This window comes from Pseudomonas sp. SCPG-7 (genome assembly GCF_002156405.1).
In the GTDB taxonomy this organism is placed as follows: domain Bacteria; phylum Pseudomonadota; class Gammaproteobacteria; order Pseudomonadales; family Pseudomonadaceae; genus Aquipseudomonas; species Aquipseudomonas parakoreensis.
Map to the genome: position 1 here is coordinate 22,548 of NZ_MVOO01000027.1, position 15,968 is coordinate 38,515.

13 protein-coding genes are annotated in these 15,968 nt (G+C 59.7%); 8 read left to right on the forward strand and 5 right to left on the reverse strand.

The features are described 5' to 3' along the window. Nucleotides 1-73 precede the first annotated feature (73 nt). Nucleotides 74-892: a pyruvate, water dikinase regulatory protein gene (locus B1722_RS27195; protein WP_007960912.1), complete on the reverse strand. Its 819-nt coding sequence runs from the start codon at nt 890-892 to the stop codon at nt 74-76. A gap of 174 nt (nt 893-1,066) precedes the next feature. Here B1722_RS27195 and ppsA point away from each other — a divergent pair, with 174 nt between their 5' ends. The 8 genes from ppsA (at nt 1,067) to B1722_RS27235 (ending at nt 9,238) form a co-directional block, all read left to right on the forward strand. Beyond that, complete coding sequence (gene ppsA, locus B1722_RS27200) at nt 1,067-3,442, forward strand: phosphoenolpyruvate synthase (protein WP_041067660.1); 2,376 nt, start codon at nt 1,067-1,069, stop codon at nt 3,440-3,442. 96 nt (nt 3,443-3,538) lie between these two features. Then, nucleotides 3,539-4,528 carry an alpha/beta fold hydrolase gene (locus B1722_RS27205; protein WP_041067663.1) on the forward strand — a complete coding sequence of 330 codons (990 nt, stop codon included), beginning with the start codon at nt 3,539-3,541 and terminating at the stop codon, nt 4,526-4,528. A gap of 226 nt (nt 4,529-4,754) precedes the next feature. Further along, on the forward strand, nt 4,755-5,246 hold the full coding sequence (rraA, locus tag B1722_RS27210; protein ID WP_041067666.1) for a ribonuclease E activity regulator RraA: 492 nt from the start codon (nt 4,755-4,757) through the stop codon (nt 5,244-5,246). Nucleotides 5,247-5,268: 22 nt separating this feature from the next. Then, on the forward strand, nt 5,269-6,264 hold the full coding sequence (locus B1722_RS27215) for a zinc transporter ZntB (protein ID WP_041067669.1): 996 nt from the start codon (nt 5,269-5,271) through the stop codon (nt 6,262-6,264). Nucleotides 6,265-6,327: 63 nt separating this feature from the next. Continuing rightward, on the forward strand, nt 6,328-6,576 hold the full coding sequence (locus B1722_RS27220; RefSeq protein ID WP_003223293.1) for a hypothetical protein: 249 nt from the start codon (nt 6,328-6,330) through the stop codon (nt 6,574-6,576). A 2-nt stretch (nt 6,577-6,578) separates the two neighbouring features. Further along, nucleotides 6,579-7,403: a mechanosensitive ion channel domain-containing protein gene (locus B1722_RS27225; protein WP_007916401.1), complete on the forward strand. Its 825-nt coding sequence runs from the start codon at nt 6,579-6,581 to the stop codon at nt 7,401-7,403. 87 nt (nt 7,404-7,490) lie between these two features. Continuing rightward, the gene (gene sigX, locus B1722_RS27230) at nt 7,491-8,081 is read left to right on the forward strand and encodes an RNA polymerase sigma factor SigX (protein ID WP_011333251.1); all 591 of its coding nucleotides are present in this window, start codon (nt 7,491-7,493) and stop codon (nt 8,079-8,081) included. A 107-nt stretch (nt 8,082-8,188) separates the two neighbouring features. Then, a complete protein-coding gene (locus B1722_RS27235; RefSeq protein ID WP_027613290.1) occupies nt 8,189-9,238 on the forward strand; it encodes an OmpA family protein in 1,050 nt (349 codons plus the stop codon). A 96-nt stretch (nt 9,239-9,334) separates the two neighbouring features. On the opposite strand, the gene cobA is transcribed toward B1722_RS27235, so the two are convergent. From cobA to nirB, 4 genes are read right to left on the reverse strand one after another with little or no spacing between them, the layout of a single operon-like run. After that, on the reverse strand, nt 9,335-10,102 hold the full coding sequence (gene cobA / locus B1722_RS27240; RefSeq protein ID WP_086794946.1) for a uroporphyrinogen-III C-methyltransferase: 768 nt from the start codon (nt 10,100-10,102) through the stop codon (nt 9,335-9,337). 11 nt (nt 10,103-10,113) lie between these two features. Continuing rightward, nucleotides 10,114-12,828 (reverse strand): nitrate reductase, encoded by a 2,715-nt coding sequence (locus tag B1722_RS27245; protein WP_086794947.1) that lies wholly within the window; start codon nt 12,826-12,828, stop codon nt 10,114-10,116. Beyond that, on the reverse strand, nt 12,828-13,145 hold the full coding sequence (nirD, locus tag B1722_RS27250) for a nitrite reductase small subunit NirD (protein WP_041067740.1): 318 nt from the start codon (nt 13,143-13,145) through the stop codon (nt 12,828-12,830). Before nirD ends, B1722_RS27245 begins: the two co-directional genes overlap by 1 nt. After that, on the reverse strand, nt 13,142-15,595 hold the full coding sequence (gene nirB / locus B1722_RS27255; RefSeq protein WP_041067743.1) for a nitrite reductase large subunit NirB: 2,454 nt from the start codon (nt 15,593-15,595) through the stop codon (nt 13,142-13,144). Before nirB ends, nirD begins: the two co-directional genes overlap by 4 nt. Nucleotides 15,596-15,968 lie beyond the last annotated feature (373 nt).

Genomic DNA, 15,968 nt, shown 5'->3' on the forward strand with positions numbered 1-15,968 from the left:
AACATGCATGAACACTCTGAAACCCTGTGGGAGCGGGCTTGCCCGCGAAGGCGCCAAAGCAGACGCCGCAAATCTATTTGAAACGCCGCTCGACGCCTTTCTCCACCAGAATCTTCGCCGAAATCTCTTCCACCGAAAAATGCGTGGAGTTGATGTGCGGGATGTTCTCGCGGCGGAACAGGTTTTCCACTTCGCGCACTTCGAATTCGCATTGGGCGTAGCTCGAATAGCGGCTGTTGGGCTTGCGTTCGTTGCGAATCGCGGTGAGGCGGTCCGGGTCGATGGTCAGGCCGAACAGTTTGTGCTGATGGGCGCGCAGGGCGGTTGGCAGGGTCAGACGCTCCATGTCGTCTTCGGTCAACGGGTAGTTGGCCGCGCGGATGCCGAATTGCATCGCCATGTACAGGCACGTCGGCGTCTTACCACATCGCGACACGCCCACTAGTATCAGGTCGGCCTTGTCGTAATAGTGGGTGCGTGCGCCGTCATCGTTGTCGAGGGCGAAGTTCACCGCCTCGATACGCTCCATGTAATTGGAGTTGTGGCCGATCGAATGCGACTTGCCGACGGTGTAGGAGGAATGCTCGGTCAGCTCCTGTTCGAGCGGGGCGAGGAAGGTCGAGAAGATGTCGATCATGAAACCATTGGACGTTGCGAGAATCTCACGGATGTCCTGATTGACGATGGTGTCGAAGATGATCGGGCGGAAGCCGTCGGTTTCAGCGGCTTTGTTGATTTGTTGTACCATGGCCCGCGCTTTGTCCGCGTTGTCGATATACGGCCGCGTGAGCTTGGTGAAGGTAATGTTTTCGAACTGCGCCAGAAGGCTTTGACCCAGGGTTTCGGCGGTAATGCCGGTGCCATCGGAGATAAAGAAAGCAGATCGTTTCATTTGCACCTTGGGCCTTAAGCTAATGAGCATTCTTGGATATGATAGGCGCGATTTGCCGGCCGCCATTGGCCCGCATTCTCACTTATTTTCCAGGTCCAGGCCATACAGCCGGCCAACGCTCCCCCGAGCTGCCGGTTTCTGAGCTTTTCCAACACAGTTAGTGGAGAGATCACCTTGGTAGAGTACGTAGTTTCCCTCGATAAGCTCGGCAAACACGATGTTGAGCATGTGGGGGGCAAGAACGCATCCCTGGGCGAGATGATCAGCAACCTGGCGGGTGCCGGTGTGTCGGTCCCCGGCGGCTTTGCCACCACCGCGCAGGCCTATCGCGACTTTCTCGAACTGAGCGGCCTCAACGACCAGATCCACAAGGCTCTCGACGCCCTGGACGTCGATGACGTCAACGCGCTGGCCAAGACCGGTGCACAGATCCGTCAATGGATCATGGAAGCCGAATTCCCCGAAAAACTGAATACTGAGATCCGCACCGCGTTCGCTGCGCTGTCGGCCGGTAACCCTGACGTGGCCGTGGCCGTGCGTTCTTCCGCCACCGCCGAAGACTTGCCGGACGCCTCGTTCGCCGGTCAGCAGGAAACCTTCCTGAACATCCGTGGCGTGGAAAACGTTATCCGCGCCGCCAAAGAGGTGTTCGCTTCGCTGTTCAACGACCGCGCCATCTCCTACCGCGTGCACCAGGGCTTCGACCACAAGCTGGTCGCCCTGTCGGCTGGCGTGCAGCGCATGGTGCGTTCGGAAACCGGCACCGCCGGTGTGATGTTCACCCTCGATACCGAATCCGGTTTCCGTGACGTGGTGTTCATCACCGGCGCCTACGGTCTGGGCGAAACCGTCGTCCAAGGCGCGGTCAACCCGGATGAGTTCTACGTGCACAAAGGCACGCTGGAGGCGGGTCGCCCGGCGATCCTGCGTCGCAACCTGGGCAGCAAAGCCATCAAGATGATCTACGGCGACGAGGCCAAGGCCGGTCGTTCGGTGAAGACCGTCGATGTCGACAAGGCTGAACGCGCACGTTTCTGCCTGACCGACGCTGAAGTCAGCGAGCTGGCCAAGCAGGCGATGATCATCGAGAAGCACTACGGCTGCCCGATGGACATCGAGTGGGCCAAGGACGGTGACGACGGCAAGCTGTACATCGTGCAGGCCCGCCCGGAAACCGTGAAGAGCCGCACCCAGGCCAACGTCATGGAACGTTACCTGCTGAAAGAAACCGGCACCGTGCTGGTGGAAGGTCGTGCCATTGGCCAGCGCATCGGCGCCGGCAAAGTGCGGATCATCAAGGACGTCTCGGAAATGGACAAAGTCCAGGCCGGTGACGTGCTGGTCTCCGACATGACCGACCCGGACTGGGAGCCGGTGATGAAGCGCGCCAGCGCCATCGTCACCAACCGTGGCGGCCGTACCTGTCACGCGGCGATCATCGCCCGTGAACTGGGGATTCCGGCGGTGGTGGGTTGCGGCAACGCCACCCAACTGCTGAAGGATGGCCAGGGCGTGACTGTGTCCTGCGCCGAAGGCGACACCGGTTACATCTTCGAAGGCGAACTGGGCTTCGACGTCAAGAAAAACTCCGTGGACGCCATGCCGGAGCTGCCGTTCAAAATCATGATGAACGTCGGCAACCCGGACCGCGCCTTCGACTTCGCGCAGTTGCCGAACGCCGGTGTCGGCCTGGCCCGTCTGGAGTTCATCATCAACCGCATGATCGGTGTGCACCCGAAAGCGCTGTTGAATTACGACGGCCTGCCGCAGGAAATCAAGGACAGCGTCGACAAGCGCATCGCGGGCTACCACGATCCGGTCGGTTTCTACGTCGAAAAACTGGTGGAAGGCATCAGCACCCTCGCGGCCGCGTTTTGGCCGAAGAAGGTCATCGTGCGTCTGTCGGACTTCAAGTCCAACGAGTACGCCAACCTGATCGGCGGCAAGCTGTACGAGCCGGAAGAAGAAAACCCGATGCTCGGCTTCCGTGGTGCTTCGCGTTACATCAGCGAATCGTTCCGCGATTGTTTCGAGCTTGAGTGCCGCGCGCTGAAACGCGTGCGCAACGAGATGGGCCTGACCAACGTCGAAATCATGGTGCCGTTCGTCCGTACCCTGGGCGAAGCCAGCCAGGTGGTCGATCTGCTCGCCGAAAACGGCCTGGCCCGTGGCGACAACGGCCTGCGCGTGATCATGATGTGCGAACTGCCATCCAACGCGATTCTCGCTGAAGAATTCCTCGAATTCTTTGACGGTTTCTCGATCGGTTCCAACGACCTGACCCAGCTGACCCTGGGCCTGGACCGTGACTCCGGGATCATCGCGCACCTGTTCGACGAGCGTAATCCGGCGGTCAAGAAGCTGCTGGCCAACGCGATTGCCGCGTGCAACAAGGCCGGCAAGTACATCGGCATTTGCGGTCAGGGCCCTTCGGATCACCCGGACCTGGCCAAATGGCTGATGGAGCAGGGCATCGAAAGCGTGTCGCTGAACCCGGATTCTGTGCTGGAAACCTGGTTCTTCCTCGCTGAAGGTCAGGCCCAGGCTTGATACCTATGTGAACGGCCTGCTCCCACAAGGGGCGGGATTTGAGATTTGAGTAGGGCGGGCTCCTGTAGATGCCGCCCTTTTTTGTGCAAGAGCATTATGCAAAGCAGCAGCAACCTGTTTCCTGTCGCCCTGATCAGCGCCGAGCGTCGCGGTGATCTGAGCGAAGACGTGTATCGACTCAAACCCGGCAACAGTCCCGACTGGTCCGTGGAAATCGCCGTGACCCGCTTGGGCATGGCGGATGACACGGCGCCGCGCGGCGTGCCGGTGATTTTGCTGCATGGCAGTTTTTCCAACCGGCGCTTCTGGTTTTCCCCCAAAGGCCTGGGCCTGGGCGCTTACCTGACGCGTCTGGGCTTCGACGTGTGGATCCCTGAGATGCGCGGTCACGGCCTGTCGCAGCGCAACGAGGACTACCGGCGCAACCGCGTGGCTGACTACGCCCGTTACGATCTGCCGGCGATTGCCGCGTTCGTCCGTGAGCAGAGCGGGCAGGTTCCGCACTGGATCGGCCATTCGCTGGGTGGCATTACCCTGGCGGCGGCGCTCGGTGGCGAATACCTCGGCGAGCCGGCGGTGGCCTCGGCAGCGTTTTTCGGCACGCAGGTCAGCCGCACTTATTGGCCGTTGAAGATCCCGCCGGTGGAGTGGAGCGGACGCTTCATTCTCAAGCGTTTTGCGCAATTGTCCGGCTCACGCCTCAAGCGCGGCCCGGAAGACGAGCCGATCGGTCTGGCGCTGGAAAGCATGCGCTGGTACGGCCTGTTCGGCCGTTTTGGCGACAAGGACAAGGATTGGTGGGCAGGGCTTGCCGAGGTTCAGGTGCCAGTGCTGGCCGTGACGGCGGCGGGGGATCACCAGGATCCGGCGTGGGCCTGTCGCAAACTGTTCGAGCAGATCGGCTCCGAGCACAAACAGTTCGTCAATCTGGGGCGCGAGCAGGGCTTCAGCGACAACTTCGGGCATGTCGAGATGCTGGTGAGCAAAGCGGCGCAGGCCGAGGTCTGGCCACTGGTGGCGCGTTGGTTGAGCGATCAGCAGACGCCGTTGCTCGGCGACAAGCCGGATCTTGCTGCTGCGGTCTGAGCCGGGTGCTCTGAAAAGGGCATTTCGTTCAGGTCGGCTTGCGGCTAAGATATGACGCATTGTGCGGTTCTGGTCATATTTGGTGGCTGTTTAGCTATTACGTTTCAGCGTTTGTTCAGGTTCGTTCAGCGACCATTGCATGAACTAAGGTAAACAGCGACCGCCGGGACTCGTTTCAACAGAGTGCGACATCCTAGATCGTCTTCCTTTTTACAGGAGTTTCTCGATGAACCATTACCTTACGCCTGACCTGTGCGACGCCTATCCGGAGCTGGTGCAGGTGCTGGAGCCGATGTTCAGCAATTTCGGCGGCCGTGATTCCTTCGGCGGCGAAATCGTGACCATCAAATGTTTCGAAGACAACTCGCTGGTCAAGGAGCAAGCCGAACTCAAGGGCAACGGCAAGGTGCTGGTGGTCGATGGCGGCGGTTCGCTGCGCCGCGCGCTGCTGGGCGACATGATCGCCGAGAAAGCTGCGAAAAACGGCTGGGAAGGGATGGTCATCTACGGTTGCATCCGTGATGTCGATGTTATTGCCCAGACCGATCTCGGCGTTCAGGCGTTGGCCAGCCATCCGATGAAGACCGAAAAACGTGGCATCGGTGATCTCAATGTAGCGGTGACTTTCGCTGGCGTGACGTTCCATCCGGGCCATTACATCTATGCGGACAACAACGGCGTGATCGTTTCGCCGAGCCCGCTGCAGATGCCTGAATAAGTTTTTCGACAAAGGGATGCGGATGTTCGAGGAAGAAAACGCGCAGTGGGGGCTGGTGCACGCCCTGGTGCTGGACGGTAAAGGCGGTGCGCGTTCGATTGCCCGGACTGAACTCGACGATCTGCAGCTGCAGGCCCATGAGAGCCTGTGGCTGCATTGGGATCGCAGTCATCCGCAAACCCAGACCTGGCTGCGCAAATCCAGCGGCCTGAATGAATTCGCCTGCGACCTGCTGCTGGAAGAGAACACTCGGCCGCGCCTGCTGCCGTTGCCGGATGCCGAGTTGCTGCTGTTTCTGCGCGGGGTCAACCTCAACCCGGGGGCCGAGCCGGAAGACATGGTCTCGGTGCGGATTTTCGCCTCCGCCCAGCGCGTCATCTCGCTGCGTCTGCGCCCGTTGCGCGCCACCGATGAACTGCTGGCGCTGCTGAGCGAAGGCAAAGGCCCGAAAACCTCCTCTGAGCTGATCCTGTACCTGGCGCAATTCCTCACCCACAAGGTGCAGGATCTGGTCACGTGCCTGTCGGAACTGGTCGATGAAGAGGAAGAAAAGCTCGATGCCGACGAACGGTATACCCCCGAACATGGCTCGATTTTGCACATCCGTCGCAGGGCGGCCGGACTGAAGCGTTTTCTGGCGCCGCAGCGGGATATTTTCGGACAACTTACGCGGATAAAACTGCCGTGGTTTGTCGATGATGATGCTGACTACTGGAACGAATTGAACAACAGCCTGACCCGCTATCTCGAAGAGCTGGAACTGACCCGAGAGCGCATGGGGCTTGTGCTGGAGGCCGAAGACCGGCGTTTGAACGTGCGTATGAATCGCACGATGTACCGCTTCGGCATCATCACCTGCATCTTCTTGCCGATGAGTTTTCTCACCGGTCTATTGGGTATCAACGTGGGCGGCATTCCGTTCTCGAGCAGCCCTTATGGTTTCCTGATTGCCTGTCTGACAGTGCTGGCGATGGCCATCGGTCAATGGTGGTTATTCCGCCGTTTGCGCTGGGTGTGAATATGCAACATGTGACCCGACCAAATTTGCCCGCGTCTTTCACAGACATCACGAGAGGTGCGTATGCACGATCCGTTTGAACAGTCTTTGCGCGACATGCTCAACGCCTCGCCGTCCAGCCGTGACGACGACGCATGCCTGGGTCGCGTACTCAAAACCGCCAACCGTCAGGTGGGCGCCGGTGATCTGTTCAGCCTGCTGGGCCGCTGGCTGCCCGCGCTGATGATCGCCCTGAATAACGGATCGGCCCACGTTTCGCCGGTTTCCCGTCTTCGTAAAACTACTGCACGCACTGCTGATAAGGCTGATTGAATATGGAACTTGATCTCTGGACTCAGAGCCTCGTCACGGCAATGACTGCGTTGTGGACCAAAGTCGCCAATTTCATCCCGAACCTGTTCGGCGCACTGGTGGTGCTGCTGTTGGGCTTCGTGGTGGCCAAGTTGCTCGATACCTTGCTGTCCAAATTGCTCGCCAAACTGGGCCTTGATCGCCTGATGGGTGGCACCGGTCTGACCAAGTTGATGTCGCGGGCCGGCCTGCAAGTGCCGATCTCGACCTTGATCGGCAAGATCGTCTACTGGTTCGTTCTGCTGATTTTTCTGGTTTCTGCAGCAGAGTCCCTTGGACTTGAGCGAGTTTCAGCTACGCTGGACATGCTGGCGTTGTATTTGCCGAAAGTTTTCGGCGCCGCGCTGGTGTTGCTGGTCGGTGTTTTGCTCGCGCAATTGGCCAATGGCCTGGTGCGCGGGGCGGCAGAAGGCGTAGGGCTGGACTACGCTTCGGGTTTGGGCCGTATTGCCCAGGGGCTGGTGATCATCATCAGCATCTCGGTCGCGATCAGTCAGCTTGAGGTCAAGACCGACCTGCTGAACCATGTGATCGTCATCGTATTGATTACCGTTGGTCTGGCCGTAGCGCTGGCCATGGGGTTGGGAAGCCGGGAAATTGCCGGTCAGATTCTTGCGGGAATCTATGTGCGTGAGTTGTATCAGGTTGGGCAACAAGTGCGTGTTGGCGAGGTCGAAGGCCAGATCGAAGAGATCGGCACGGTTAAAACCACATTGCTGACCGATGAGGGTGAGCTAGTCTCACTTTCCAATCGGATCCTGCTGGAACAGCATGTGAGTAGCCGCTAACCCGGCAAACCCTGCTAATGTATGCCGCCGCAAAATGCCCTGAGAGGGGTGCGGCGGACATTGACCTGACTGTCGGCACGACTTGTTTTGAATAAAGCCCAAACGCTATCCACGCGCTATGACCCCCGTGAGCTCTCTGATGAGGAGTTGGTCGCGCGCTCGCATACCGAGCTGTTTCACGTGACACGCGCCTATGAAGAGCTGATGCGGCGTTACCAGCGAACATTATTTAACGTTTGTGCGAGATATCTTGGGAACGATCGCGACGCAGACGATGTCTGTCAGGAAGTGATGCTTAAGGTGTTGTACGGCCTGAAGAACTTCGAGGGGAAATCGAAGTTCAAAACCTGGCTCTACAGCATCACGTATAACGAATGCATCACGCAGTATCGGAAGGAACGGCGAAAGCGTCGCTTGATGGACGCCTTGAGTCTGGACCCGCTGGAAGAAGCGTCGGAAGAGAAGGCGCCGAAACCCGAGGAGAAGGGCGGACTCGATCGCTGGCTGGTGTATGTGAACCCGATTGACCGTGAAATTCTGGTGCTACGATTTGTCGCAGAGCTGGAGTTTCAGGAGATCGCAGACATCATGCACATGGGTTTGAGTGCGACAAAAATGCGGTACAAACGTGCTCTAGACAAATTGCGTGAGAAATTTGCAGGCATTGCTGAAACTTAGTTCAGCGCAAATATCTCTTACGTGTAGGCAAGTTCTGATAGACTTGCCGCCGAGTTGTCCCCCGGTTTGCGGGACTGCTTCACAATCACCAGATGGGGATTTAACGGATGAAACTGAAAAACACCTTGGGCTTGGCCATTGGTTCTCTTATTGCCGCTACTTCGTTCGGCGCACTGGCACAAGGCCAAGGCGCAGTTGAAGGCGAGATCAACTACAAGAAGCAGTACAACGACAGCATTGATCATGTCGAAGACGGCTTCAACCCAGGCGCCAAAATCGGTTACTTCCTGACCGATGACGTCTCGATCAACTTCGGCTGGGATCGTAACAACCACACCCGTTCGAACGACGGTACCGGCAGCCAGAAACTGCGTGGTGACAACTTCGGTCTGACCGCTCAATACCACTTCAACAACGCTGGCGACGCTCTGCGTCCATACGTTGAAGGTGGCGTTAAGCACGGCAACCTGACCAACGTAGCTGCTGACGGCCACACCGGTCGCGACCAGTCGACTTTCCTGACTGCTGGCGCTGGCGTTAAGTACTACTTCGCCGAAAACTTCTTCGCCCGTGCTGGCGTAGAAGCTGACTACAAACTGGACAACGGCCGTTGGGACTACGCTCCATCGGTTGGTCTGGGTGTGAACTTCGGTGGCGGCGGCAAGCCAGCTGCTGCTCCAGTTCCAGCTCCGGCTGAAGTCTGCTCCGACAGCGACAACGACGGCGTTTGCGACAACGTTGACAAGTGCCCGGACACCCCAGCCAACGTAACTGTTGACGCTGATGGCTGCCCAGCAGTTGCTGAAGTTGTTCGTGTAGAGCTGGACGTGAAATTCGACTTCGACAAGTCGGTCGTCAAGCCAAACAGCTACGCTGACATCAAGAACCTGGCTGACTTCATGAAGCAGTACCCAGCCACTCACACCACTGTTGAAGGTCACACTGACTCCGTCGGTCCTGACGCTTACAACCAGAAACTGTCCGAGCGTCGTGCAAACGCCGTTAAGCAAGTTCTGACCCAGCAGTACGGTGTTGAGTCGTCCCGCGTTCAGTCGATCGGCTACGGCGAATCCCGCCCAGTTGCTGACAACAAAACTGAAGCTGGCCGTGCTGTTAACCGTCGCGTAGAAGCGCAGGTTGAAGCTCAAGCTAAGTAATTAGCTGCCGCTACGAGAAAAGCCCGGCTCAGGCCGGGCTTTTCTTTGCCTGCGATTTGGCTTTGAAGCTATAAAGATCGCAGCCTGCGGCAGCTCCTACACGGTATCCGCACACATCCTGTAGGAGCTGCCGAAGGCTGCGATCCTTTGATCTTCTGCAAAGGCAGCCACTGCACCAATGACCAGAATGGCCGGGCTCTTCAGTCCAAACCTGCAAGCGTCGTCACCCATGCTCATCAGATCACTGCGGCACTCGCGCTGTTCTGGCAGAGAGGCATTTTCTATCATCGTCACTGGCATATCCGCCGCCATCCCGCCCGCCAACAACTGATCGCGGATCTCGTCCAGTTTGGCCACCCCCATGTAGATCACCAGTGTCGTACCGCCTTGCGCCAGCGCCTGCCAGTTCAATTGGCTATCGTCCTGGGTATGCGCGGTGACCAGCGTCACCCCGCGCGCCACGCCGCGCAACGTCAGCGGAATATCACACTGTGTCGCGCCAGCAAGGCCGGCGGTAATGCCGTTGACCAGCTCGACCTCAATCCCACGTTCGCGCAACCAATGCGCCTCCTCACCACCACGGCCGAAAATGCACGGATCACCGCCTTTGAGCCGCACCACGCATAGGCCTTGGCGGGCATAACGCAGCATCAGCCGATGGATGAAGGCCTGCGGCGTCGAGCGACAGCCACCGCGCTTGCCCACGGCAATGATTCGCGCCGTAGGGCAATGCTCCAGCACGGCGTCATTGACCAGGTCGTCAATCAACACCACCTTTGCTTCGCGCAACGCGCGTACCGCTTTGAGCGTCAGCAACTCGGGATCACCGGGGCCTGCGCCCACCAGCCAGACTTTTGCATTCATGGTGTTTTCCTTCAGATGACCGATACCGGCTGCAGATCAGCGGCCAGCAAACGCTTGATTTCAGGGACACACGAGCCGCATTGCGCGCCGCACCCCAGTTGTTGTTTGAGACCTTGCAGATCCAGGCCTTGGCGAATTCCGGCACACACCGCGCTGTGACTGACGTTTTTGCAGTTGCACAGGGTTTTGCCCGGATTGGCCTGAATGCCGGCATTGCCGGGTGGCGCACTCATCGGCGCCAGAAGCCAGCGGCGCAGTTGTTCATCGGCGCGACCCTCCAGCCACAAGCCTTGCAGCCAGTGCTGAGCCAGGGTTTCGCCCGCGAGGCGGATTGCGGTGATTCGGCCGTTTTCGATGCGTACCCGTTTGCCAATGGCGCGGCGCGGGTCGTCGTAGGCCAGCACTGGACCGTCGAGCAGCGTCAGGCACTGGTCGATGTCGCGCAGCCGTTGCGGCTCTGGCGGCGTGACGCTGGCAGCGCGTATCAGCAGCGCGGGCCGCTCACGTCCGACAAGGCTGAGGCTCACATAGGAAAACGCCTCGCAGAGAGGTCGTAGCGTCTCGAAATGCCGTTGAACATCGCCCTCGATCAGGGCGAACAAGTGCCATGGCAGATTTACCGCTTCCAGACGCACGCCGCTGTGTTTGAGTTCGGGCTGTTTCGACAAAGGATCGAAGGCCGGCAAGGTCAGACTGTTGACCCCGCCCTTGAGAAACCGGTCGCCCCAATGCATCGGCAGAAATGCCTGACCGGGGCGCACGCCGTCATCGCTGTCGACCGCGACGATAACGGCACCGCGCCGACTCTTCAGGTTGACCAGATCCCCCGGCTGCAAGCGCTGCCGGCGTAACTCGTCCGGGTGCAGGCTTAACACGGCTTCGCTGACATGCCCGAACAATTGCGCTGCCGTGCCGGTGCGGCTCATGCCGTGCCATTGATCGCGCAGGCGGCCGGTGATCAGCGTCAGTGGGAACCGTGCATCGCGTTGTTCTTTGGCGGCGCGATAAGGATCGGCGACGAACTGCGCGCGACCGTTAGCCGTGGGAAAAATCCCGTCGCCATACAAGCGTGCCGTGCCTTGCCGGGCGCCGACCGGAAAAGGCCATTGCTGCGGTCCCAGTTCATCAATCAATTGATGGCTGAGGCCCGACAAGTCTAGATCGCGTCCACGGGTCAGTTGTTTGTATTCGTCGAACAACTGCGCCGGCTGCTCGAAAGCAAACAGGCTCGGCTGAAGTGGGCGCAGACGTTTCTCCAGCCGCTGTGCGAAATCCACGGTGATCGCCCAGTCCGGCCGTGCTTCGCCCGGTGGGAGAATGGCCTGCCGTACGTGGGAAATGCGCCGTTCGGAGTTGGTCACTGAGCCTTGCTTCTCGCCCCAACTGGCTGCGGGTAACAACAGGTCGGCGAAGGCGGCGGTCTCGGTGGTGCGGAAGGCTTCCTGCAACACCACGAACGGGCAGGTCTGCAGCGCCTCGCGCACCGCCTGTTGATCAGGCATGGACTGTGCGGGATTGGTGCAGGCAATCCACAGCGCCTTGATCTGCCCGCTGCGCATCCGCTCGAACAGCTCGATAGCGCTGAGGCCGCTGGTTTGAGGCAGTTGATCGACACCCCAACAGGCTGCCACTTCGTCGCGATGCTTAGGATTGGCCGCTTCACGATGACCGGGCAGCAAATTGGACAGGCTGCCGGTTTCCCGCCCGCCCATGGCATTTGGCTGACCGGTCAAAGAGAAAGGTCCTGCACCCGGGCGGCCGATTTGCCCGGTGGCCAGGTGCAGATTGATCAGCGCGCTGTTTTTTGCGCTGCCAGCGGTGGACTGATTCAGGCCCATGCACCACAGCGACAGGAAACTTGGCGCGGTGCCCACCCATTCGGCGCACTGCTGCAATTGCTCGACACTGATCCCGCACAGTTGCGCAACCAATTGCGGGGTGTAGTCGCGCACCAGATTTTTCAGCTCAGGCAAACCGTCGGTGTGCGCCTTGATGAAGTCGCGGTCGATCCAGTCTTCCCACAGCAGCAGATGCAAAATCCCATGGAACAGTGCGACATCGGTGCCGGGCAGAATCGCCAGATGCAAGTCGGCCAACTCACAGGTGTCGGTGCGCCGGGGATCGATGACGATGACCTTCATCTGCGGCCGGCGCGATTTTGCCTCTTCCAGGCGTCGGAAAAGGATTGGGTGGGCGTAGGCCATGTTACTGCCGGCGATCATCACGCAATCGCTCAGCTCCAGATCCTCGTAACTGCACGGCGGCGCATCGGCGCCGAGGCTGCGCTTGTAACCGACCACCGCCGACGACATGCACAGCCGGGAATTGCTGTCGATGTTGTTGGTGCCGACCAGTGCTCGTGCCAATTTGTTGAAGGCGTAATAGTCCTCGGTCAGCAACTGCCCGGAAATGTAAAACGCCACGCTGTCCGGGCCGTGTTCGGCGATGGTTTGGGCAAAGACCTGGGTCGCGTGATCCAGCGCCGTATCCCAGTCGCAACGGCTGCGCGCCAGGCCTTTGCCCAGGCGCAGCTCCGGGTACAGCGCCCGGGCAGCCAGATCGCCGGTCAAGTGCAGGGTCGAGCCTTTGCTGCACAGTTTGCCGAAGTTGGCCGGATGCGCCGGATCGCCGCTGACGCCGAGAATGCGCTCGCCGTCATGCTCGATCAGCACGCCGCAGCCGACGCCGCAGTAGCAGCAGGTCGAGGCGGTCGTCTGGCGGTTCATCAGACCGCTTCCCGCAGGGCCAATTGCACGCGGCCGTTTTCGACCCGGGCCGGATGATGGTGCGCGCAGCCGATGTCCGGAGCCTGGGCCTCGCCGGTTTGCAGGTCGATTTGCCAGTTGTGCAGCGGGCAGGCCACGCGTTTGCCGTAGATCAAACCTTGTGACAGCGGCCCACCCTTGTGCGGGCAGCGGTCGTCAAGGGCGAAAACCTCGTCATCGCTCGTCCGAAAAATCGCGATGTCACCTTTCGGCCCGGCAATGATCCGCGAACCAAGGGCATTGATCTCTTCCAGGGCACAGATATCGAGCCAGTTCATGCCGGCACCTCCAGGTTTTTCACGGGGATCACGTCGAATTCTTTCTTCAGTTGCGGCTGCGCGAGGCGCTCTTTCCACGGGTCTTGTTCGAACGACAGGGAGAACTGCAGGCGCTCATTCAGGGCCTTGCGGCGCTCGGGGTCTTCCAGCACGGCTTTCTTGATGTGCTCCATGCCAACCCGTTGCAGGTAGTGCACGGTGCGTTCGAGGTAGAAGGCTTCTTCGCGATAGAGCTGCAGAAACGCGCCGTTGTACTCGCGGACTTCCTCGGCGGTTTTCAGCTTGACGAAGAACTCGGCGACCTCCGTCTTGATCCCGCCGTTGCCGCCGATGTACATCTCCCAGCCGGAGTCGACGCCGATGATTCCTACGTCCTTGATCCCCGCTTCCGAGCAGTTGCGTGGGCATCCGGAGACAGCGAGTTTCACTTTGTGTGGCGACCACATGTTGAACAGGTCGTGCTCAAGCTCAATGCCCAACTGCGTCGAATTCTGCGTGCCGAAGCGGCAGAACTCGCTGCCGACGCAGGTTTTCACGGTGCGGATGGATTTGCCGTAGGCGTGGCCGGAGGGCATGTCGAGGTCCTTCCAGACGCCGGGCAAGTCCTGTTTCTTGATGCCGAGCAAGTCAATGCGCTGACCGCCGGTGACCTTGACCATGGGTACGTTGTACTTGTCGGCCACGTCGGCGATGCGCCGCAATTCCGAAGGGTTGGTCACGCCGCCCCACATCCGTGGCACCACCGAATAGGTGCCGTCCTTCTGAATGTTGGCGTGGGCGCGTTCGTTGATCAGGCGCGATTGCGGATCGTCCTTGGCTTCGCCGGGCCAGGTGGAAATCAGGTAGTAGTTCAGCGCAGGACGGCAGGTGGCGCAGCCATTCGGGGTGCGCCAGTTGAGGTAGCTCATGGTGCCGGCGATGCTCAGCAGATGCTGTTCGCGGATCGCCTGGCGGATCTGCCCGTGGTTGAGGTCGCTGCAACCGCAGATGGCTTTTTCGCTTTTCGGTTTGACGTCCGCCGCGCCGCCGACGGTGTTGATCAGGATCTGCTCGACCAGCCCGGCGCAGGAGCCGCAGGAACTTGCAGCCTTGGTGTGCTTCTTCACGTCATCGACGCTGAACAAGCCGTGTTCCTGAATCGCCTTGACGATGGTGCCCTTGCACACGCCGTTGCAGCCGCAGACTTCGGCGGTGTCGGCCATGGCCATGGCTTTGTCCTGGCCCTGATGTCCTACGTCGCCGATAGAATTTTCACCGAACATCAGGTGATCGCGGATCTCGCCGATGGCGTGATTCTCACGAATCTGTCGGAAATACCAACCGCCATCTGCCGTATCGCCGTACAGACAGGCGCCGACCAGCACGTCATCCTTGATCACCAGTTTTTTGTACACGCCGCCGATTGGATCGGAGAGGGTGATGGTTTCGGTGCCTTCGCCGCCCATGAAATCGCCGGCGGAAAACAGGTCGATGCCGGTGACTTTCAATTTGGTCGAGGTCACCGAACCCTGATACCGGGCGAAACCCAGTTGCGCGAGGTGGTTGGCGCACACCTTGGCCTGTTCGAACAGCGGCGCCACCAGGCCATAAGCGATGCCGCGATGGCTGGCGCACTCGCCAATGGCATAGATGCGCGGATCGTAGGTTTGCAGGGTGTCATTGACCAGAATCCCGCGATTGCACGGGATGCCGGCGCGTTCCGCCAGTTCGGTGTTGGGGCGGATGCCGGCCGCCATCACCACCAGATCGGCAGGGATGATCTCGCCGTTCTTGAACTGCACCGAGCCGACCCGGCCATTGCCCGCGTCGTGCAGAGCCTGGGTCTGCTCGCACAGACGAAAGTGCAGGCCACGGGCTTCGAGGGCGCTTTGCAGCAGTTGCCCGCTGGTCTTGTCCAGTTGCCGCTCCAGCAGCCATTCGCCGATGTGCACCACCGTGACGTGCATGCCGCGCAGCATCAGGCCGTTGGCGGCTTCGAGGCCAAGCAGGCCGCCGCCGATGACCACCGCGTGCTTGTGGGTTCGGGCGGTGTCGATCATGGCCTGGGTGTCGGCGATGTCGCGGTAACCGATCACCCCCTGCAAGTCATTGCCGGGGATCGGCAGAATGAACGGTGTCGAACCGGTGGCGATCAGCAGGCGATCATATTCGGCCTCGGTGCCGTCTTCGGCGATCACCCGGCGTTTGACCCGGTCGATCTGTACCACCTTGCGGTTGAGCAGCAATTTGATGTGGTTTTCCAGGTACCAGTCGAGGTCGTTGAGGACGATCTCTTCGAAGGTCTGCTCACCGGCCAGCACCGGCGACAGCAGGATGCGGTTGTAGTTGGTGTGCGGTTCGGCACCGAAGACCGTGATGTCGTACAGCTCGTTGCTCAGCTTGAGCAGTTCTTCCAGGGTGCGAACCCCGGCCATGCCATTGCCGATCATCACCAGTTTGAGTTTTTTCATCAGGTTCTCCGGGGAGCGGTGGCTGGCCTCTTGTGGGCAGTCAGGCCGTGCTCGACAAAAGTTGCGCAAACAAAAAAAGGCGTCCCGCTAGTTGCCTAGCGAGGACGCCTTTGTCCTGGTCCCGTTCTCTCGGGAAGCGCAACCTTCGTCGTTGAAGGTTGGGCTTTATGTATGGTGAAACGGGTAATGCAGTGGTTGTGCCAAGTGGCAGGATGGCGTGTTTATTAGGCGGAAGCGGTTATAGACGGGATTTTTTGCACCGAATCGACGCGGGTTGCTCGTTCGCGGGGCATTCAGGCAGACAGAATTGCTGTGATTGGGGTGGTCTCTTCGCGAGCAGGCTCGCTTGTATGTTTAGACTTGAAGGGGTGGG

Excerpts from the sequence above, each read along its gene's own strand:
- B1722_RS27195 (WP_007960912.1), bottom strand. The coding sequence starts at position 892 with ATGAAACGATCTGCTTTCTTTATCTCCGATGGCACCGGCATTACCGCC.
- rraA (WP_041067666.1), top strand. The coding sequence starts at position 4,755 with ATGAACCATTACCTTACGCCTGACCTGTGCGACGCCTATCCGGAGCTG.
- B1722_RS27235 (WP_027613290.1), top strand. The coding sequence starts at position 8,189 with ATGAAACTGAAAAACACCTTGGGCTTGGCCATTGGTTCTCTTATTGCC.
- B1722_RS27220 (WP_003223293.1), top strand. The coding sequence starts at position 6,328 with ATGCACGATCCGTTTGAACAGTCTTTGCGCGACATGCTCAACGCCTCG.
- nirB (WP_041067743.1), bottom strand. The coding sequence starts at position 15,595 with ATGAAAAAACTCAAACTGGTGATGATCGGCAATGGCATGGCCGGGGTT.
- cobA (WP_086794946.1), bottom strand. The coding sequence starts at position 10,102 with ATGAATGCAAAAGTCTGGCTGGTGGGCGCAGGCCCCGGTGATCCCGAG.
- B1722_RS27225 (WP_007916401.1), top strand. The coding sequence starts at position 6,579 with ATGGAACTTGATCTCTGGACTCAGAGCCTCGTCACGGCAATGACTGCG.
- nirD (WP_041067740.1), bottom strand. The coding sequence starts at position 13,145 with ATGAACTGGCTCGATATCTGTGCCCTGGAAGAGATCAATGCCCTTGGT.
- B1722_RS27215 (WP_041067669.1), top strand. The coding sequence starts at position 5,269 with ATGTTCGAGGAAGAAAACGCGCAGTGGGGGCTGGTGCACGCCCTGGTG.
- B1722_RS27245 (WP_086794947.1), bottom strand. The coding sequence starts at position 12,828 with ATGAACCGCCAGACGACCGCCTCGACCTGCTGCTACTGCGGCGTCGGC.
- B1722_RS27205 (WP_041067663.1), top strand. The coding sequence starts at position 3,539 with ATGCAAAGCAGCAGCAACCTGTTTCCTGTCGCCCTGATCAGCGCCGAG.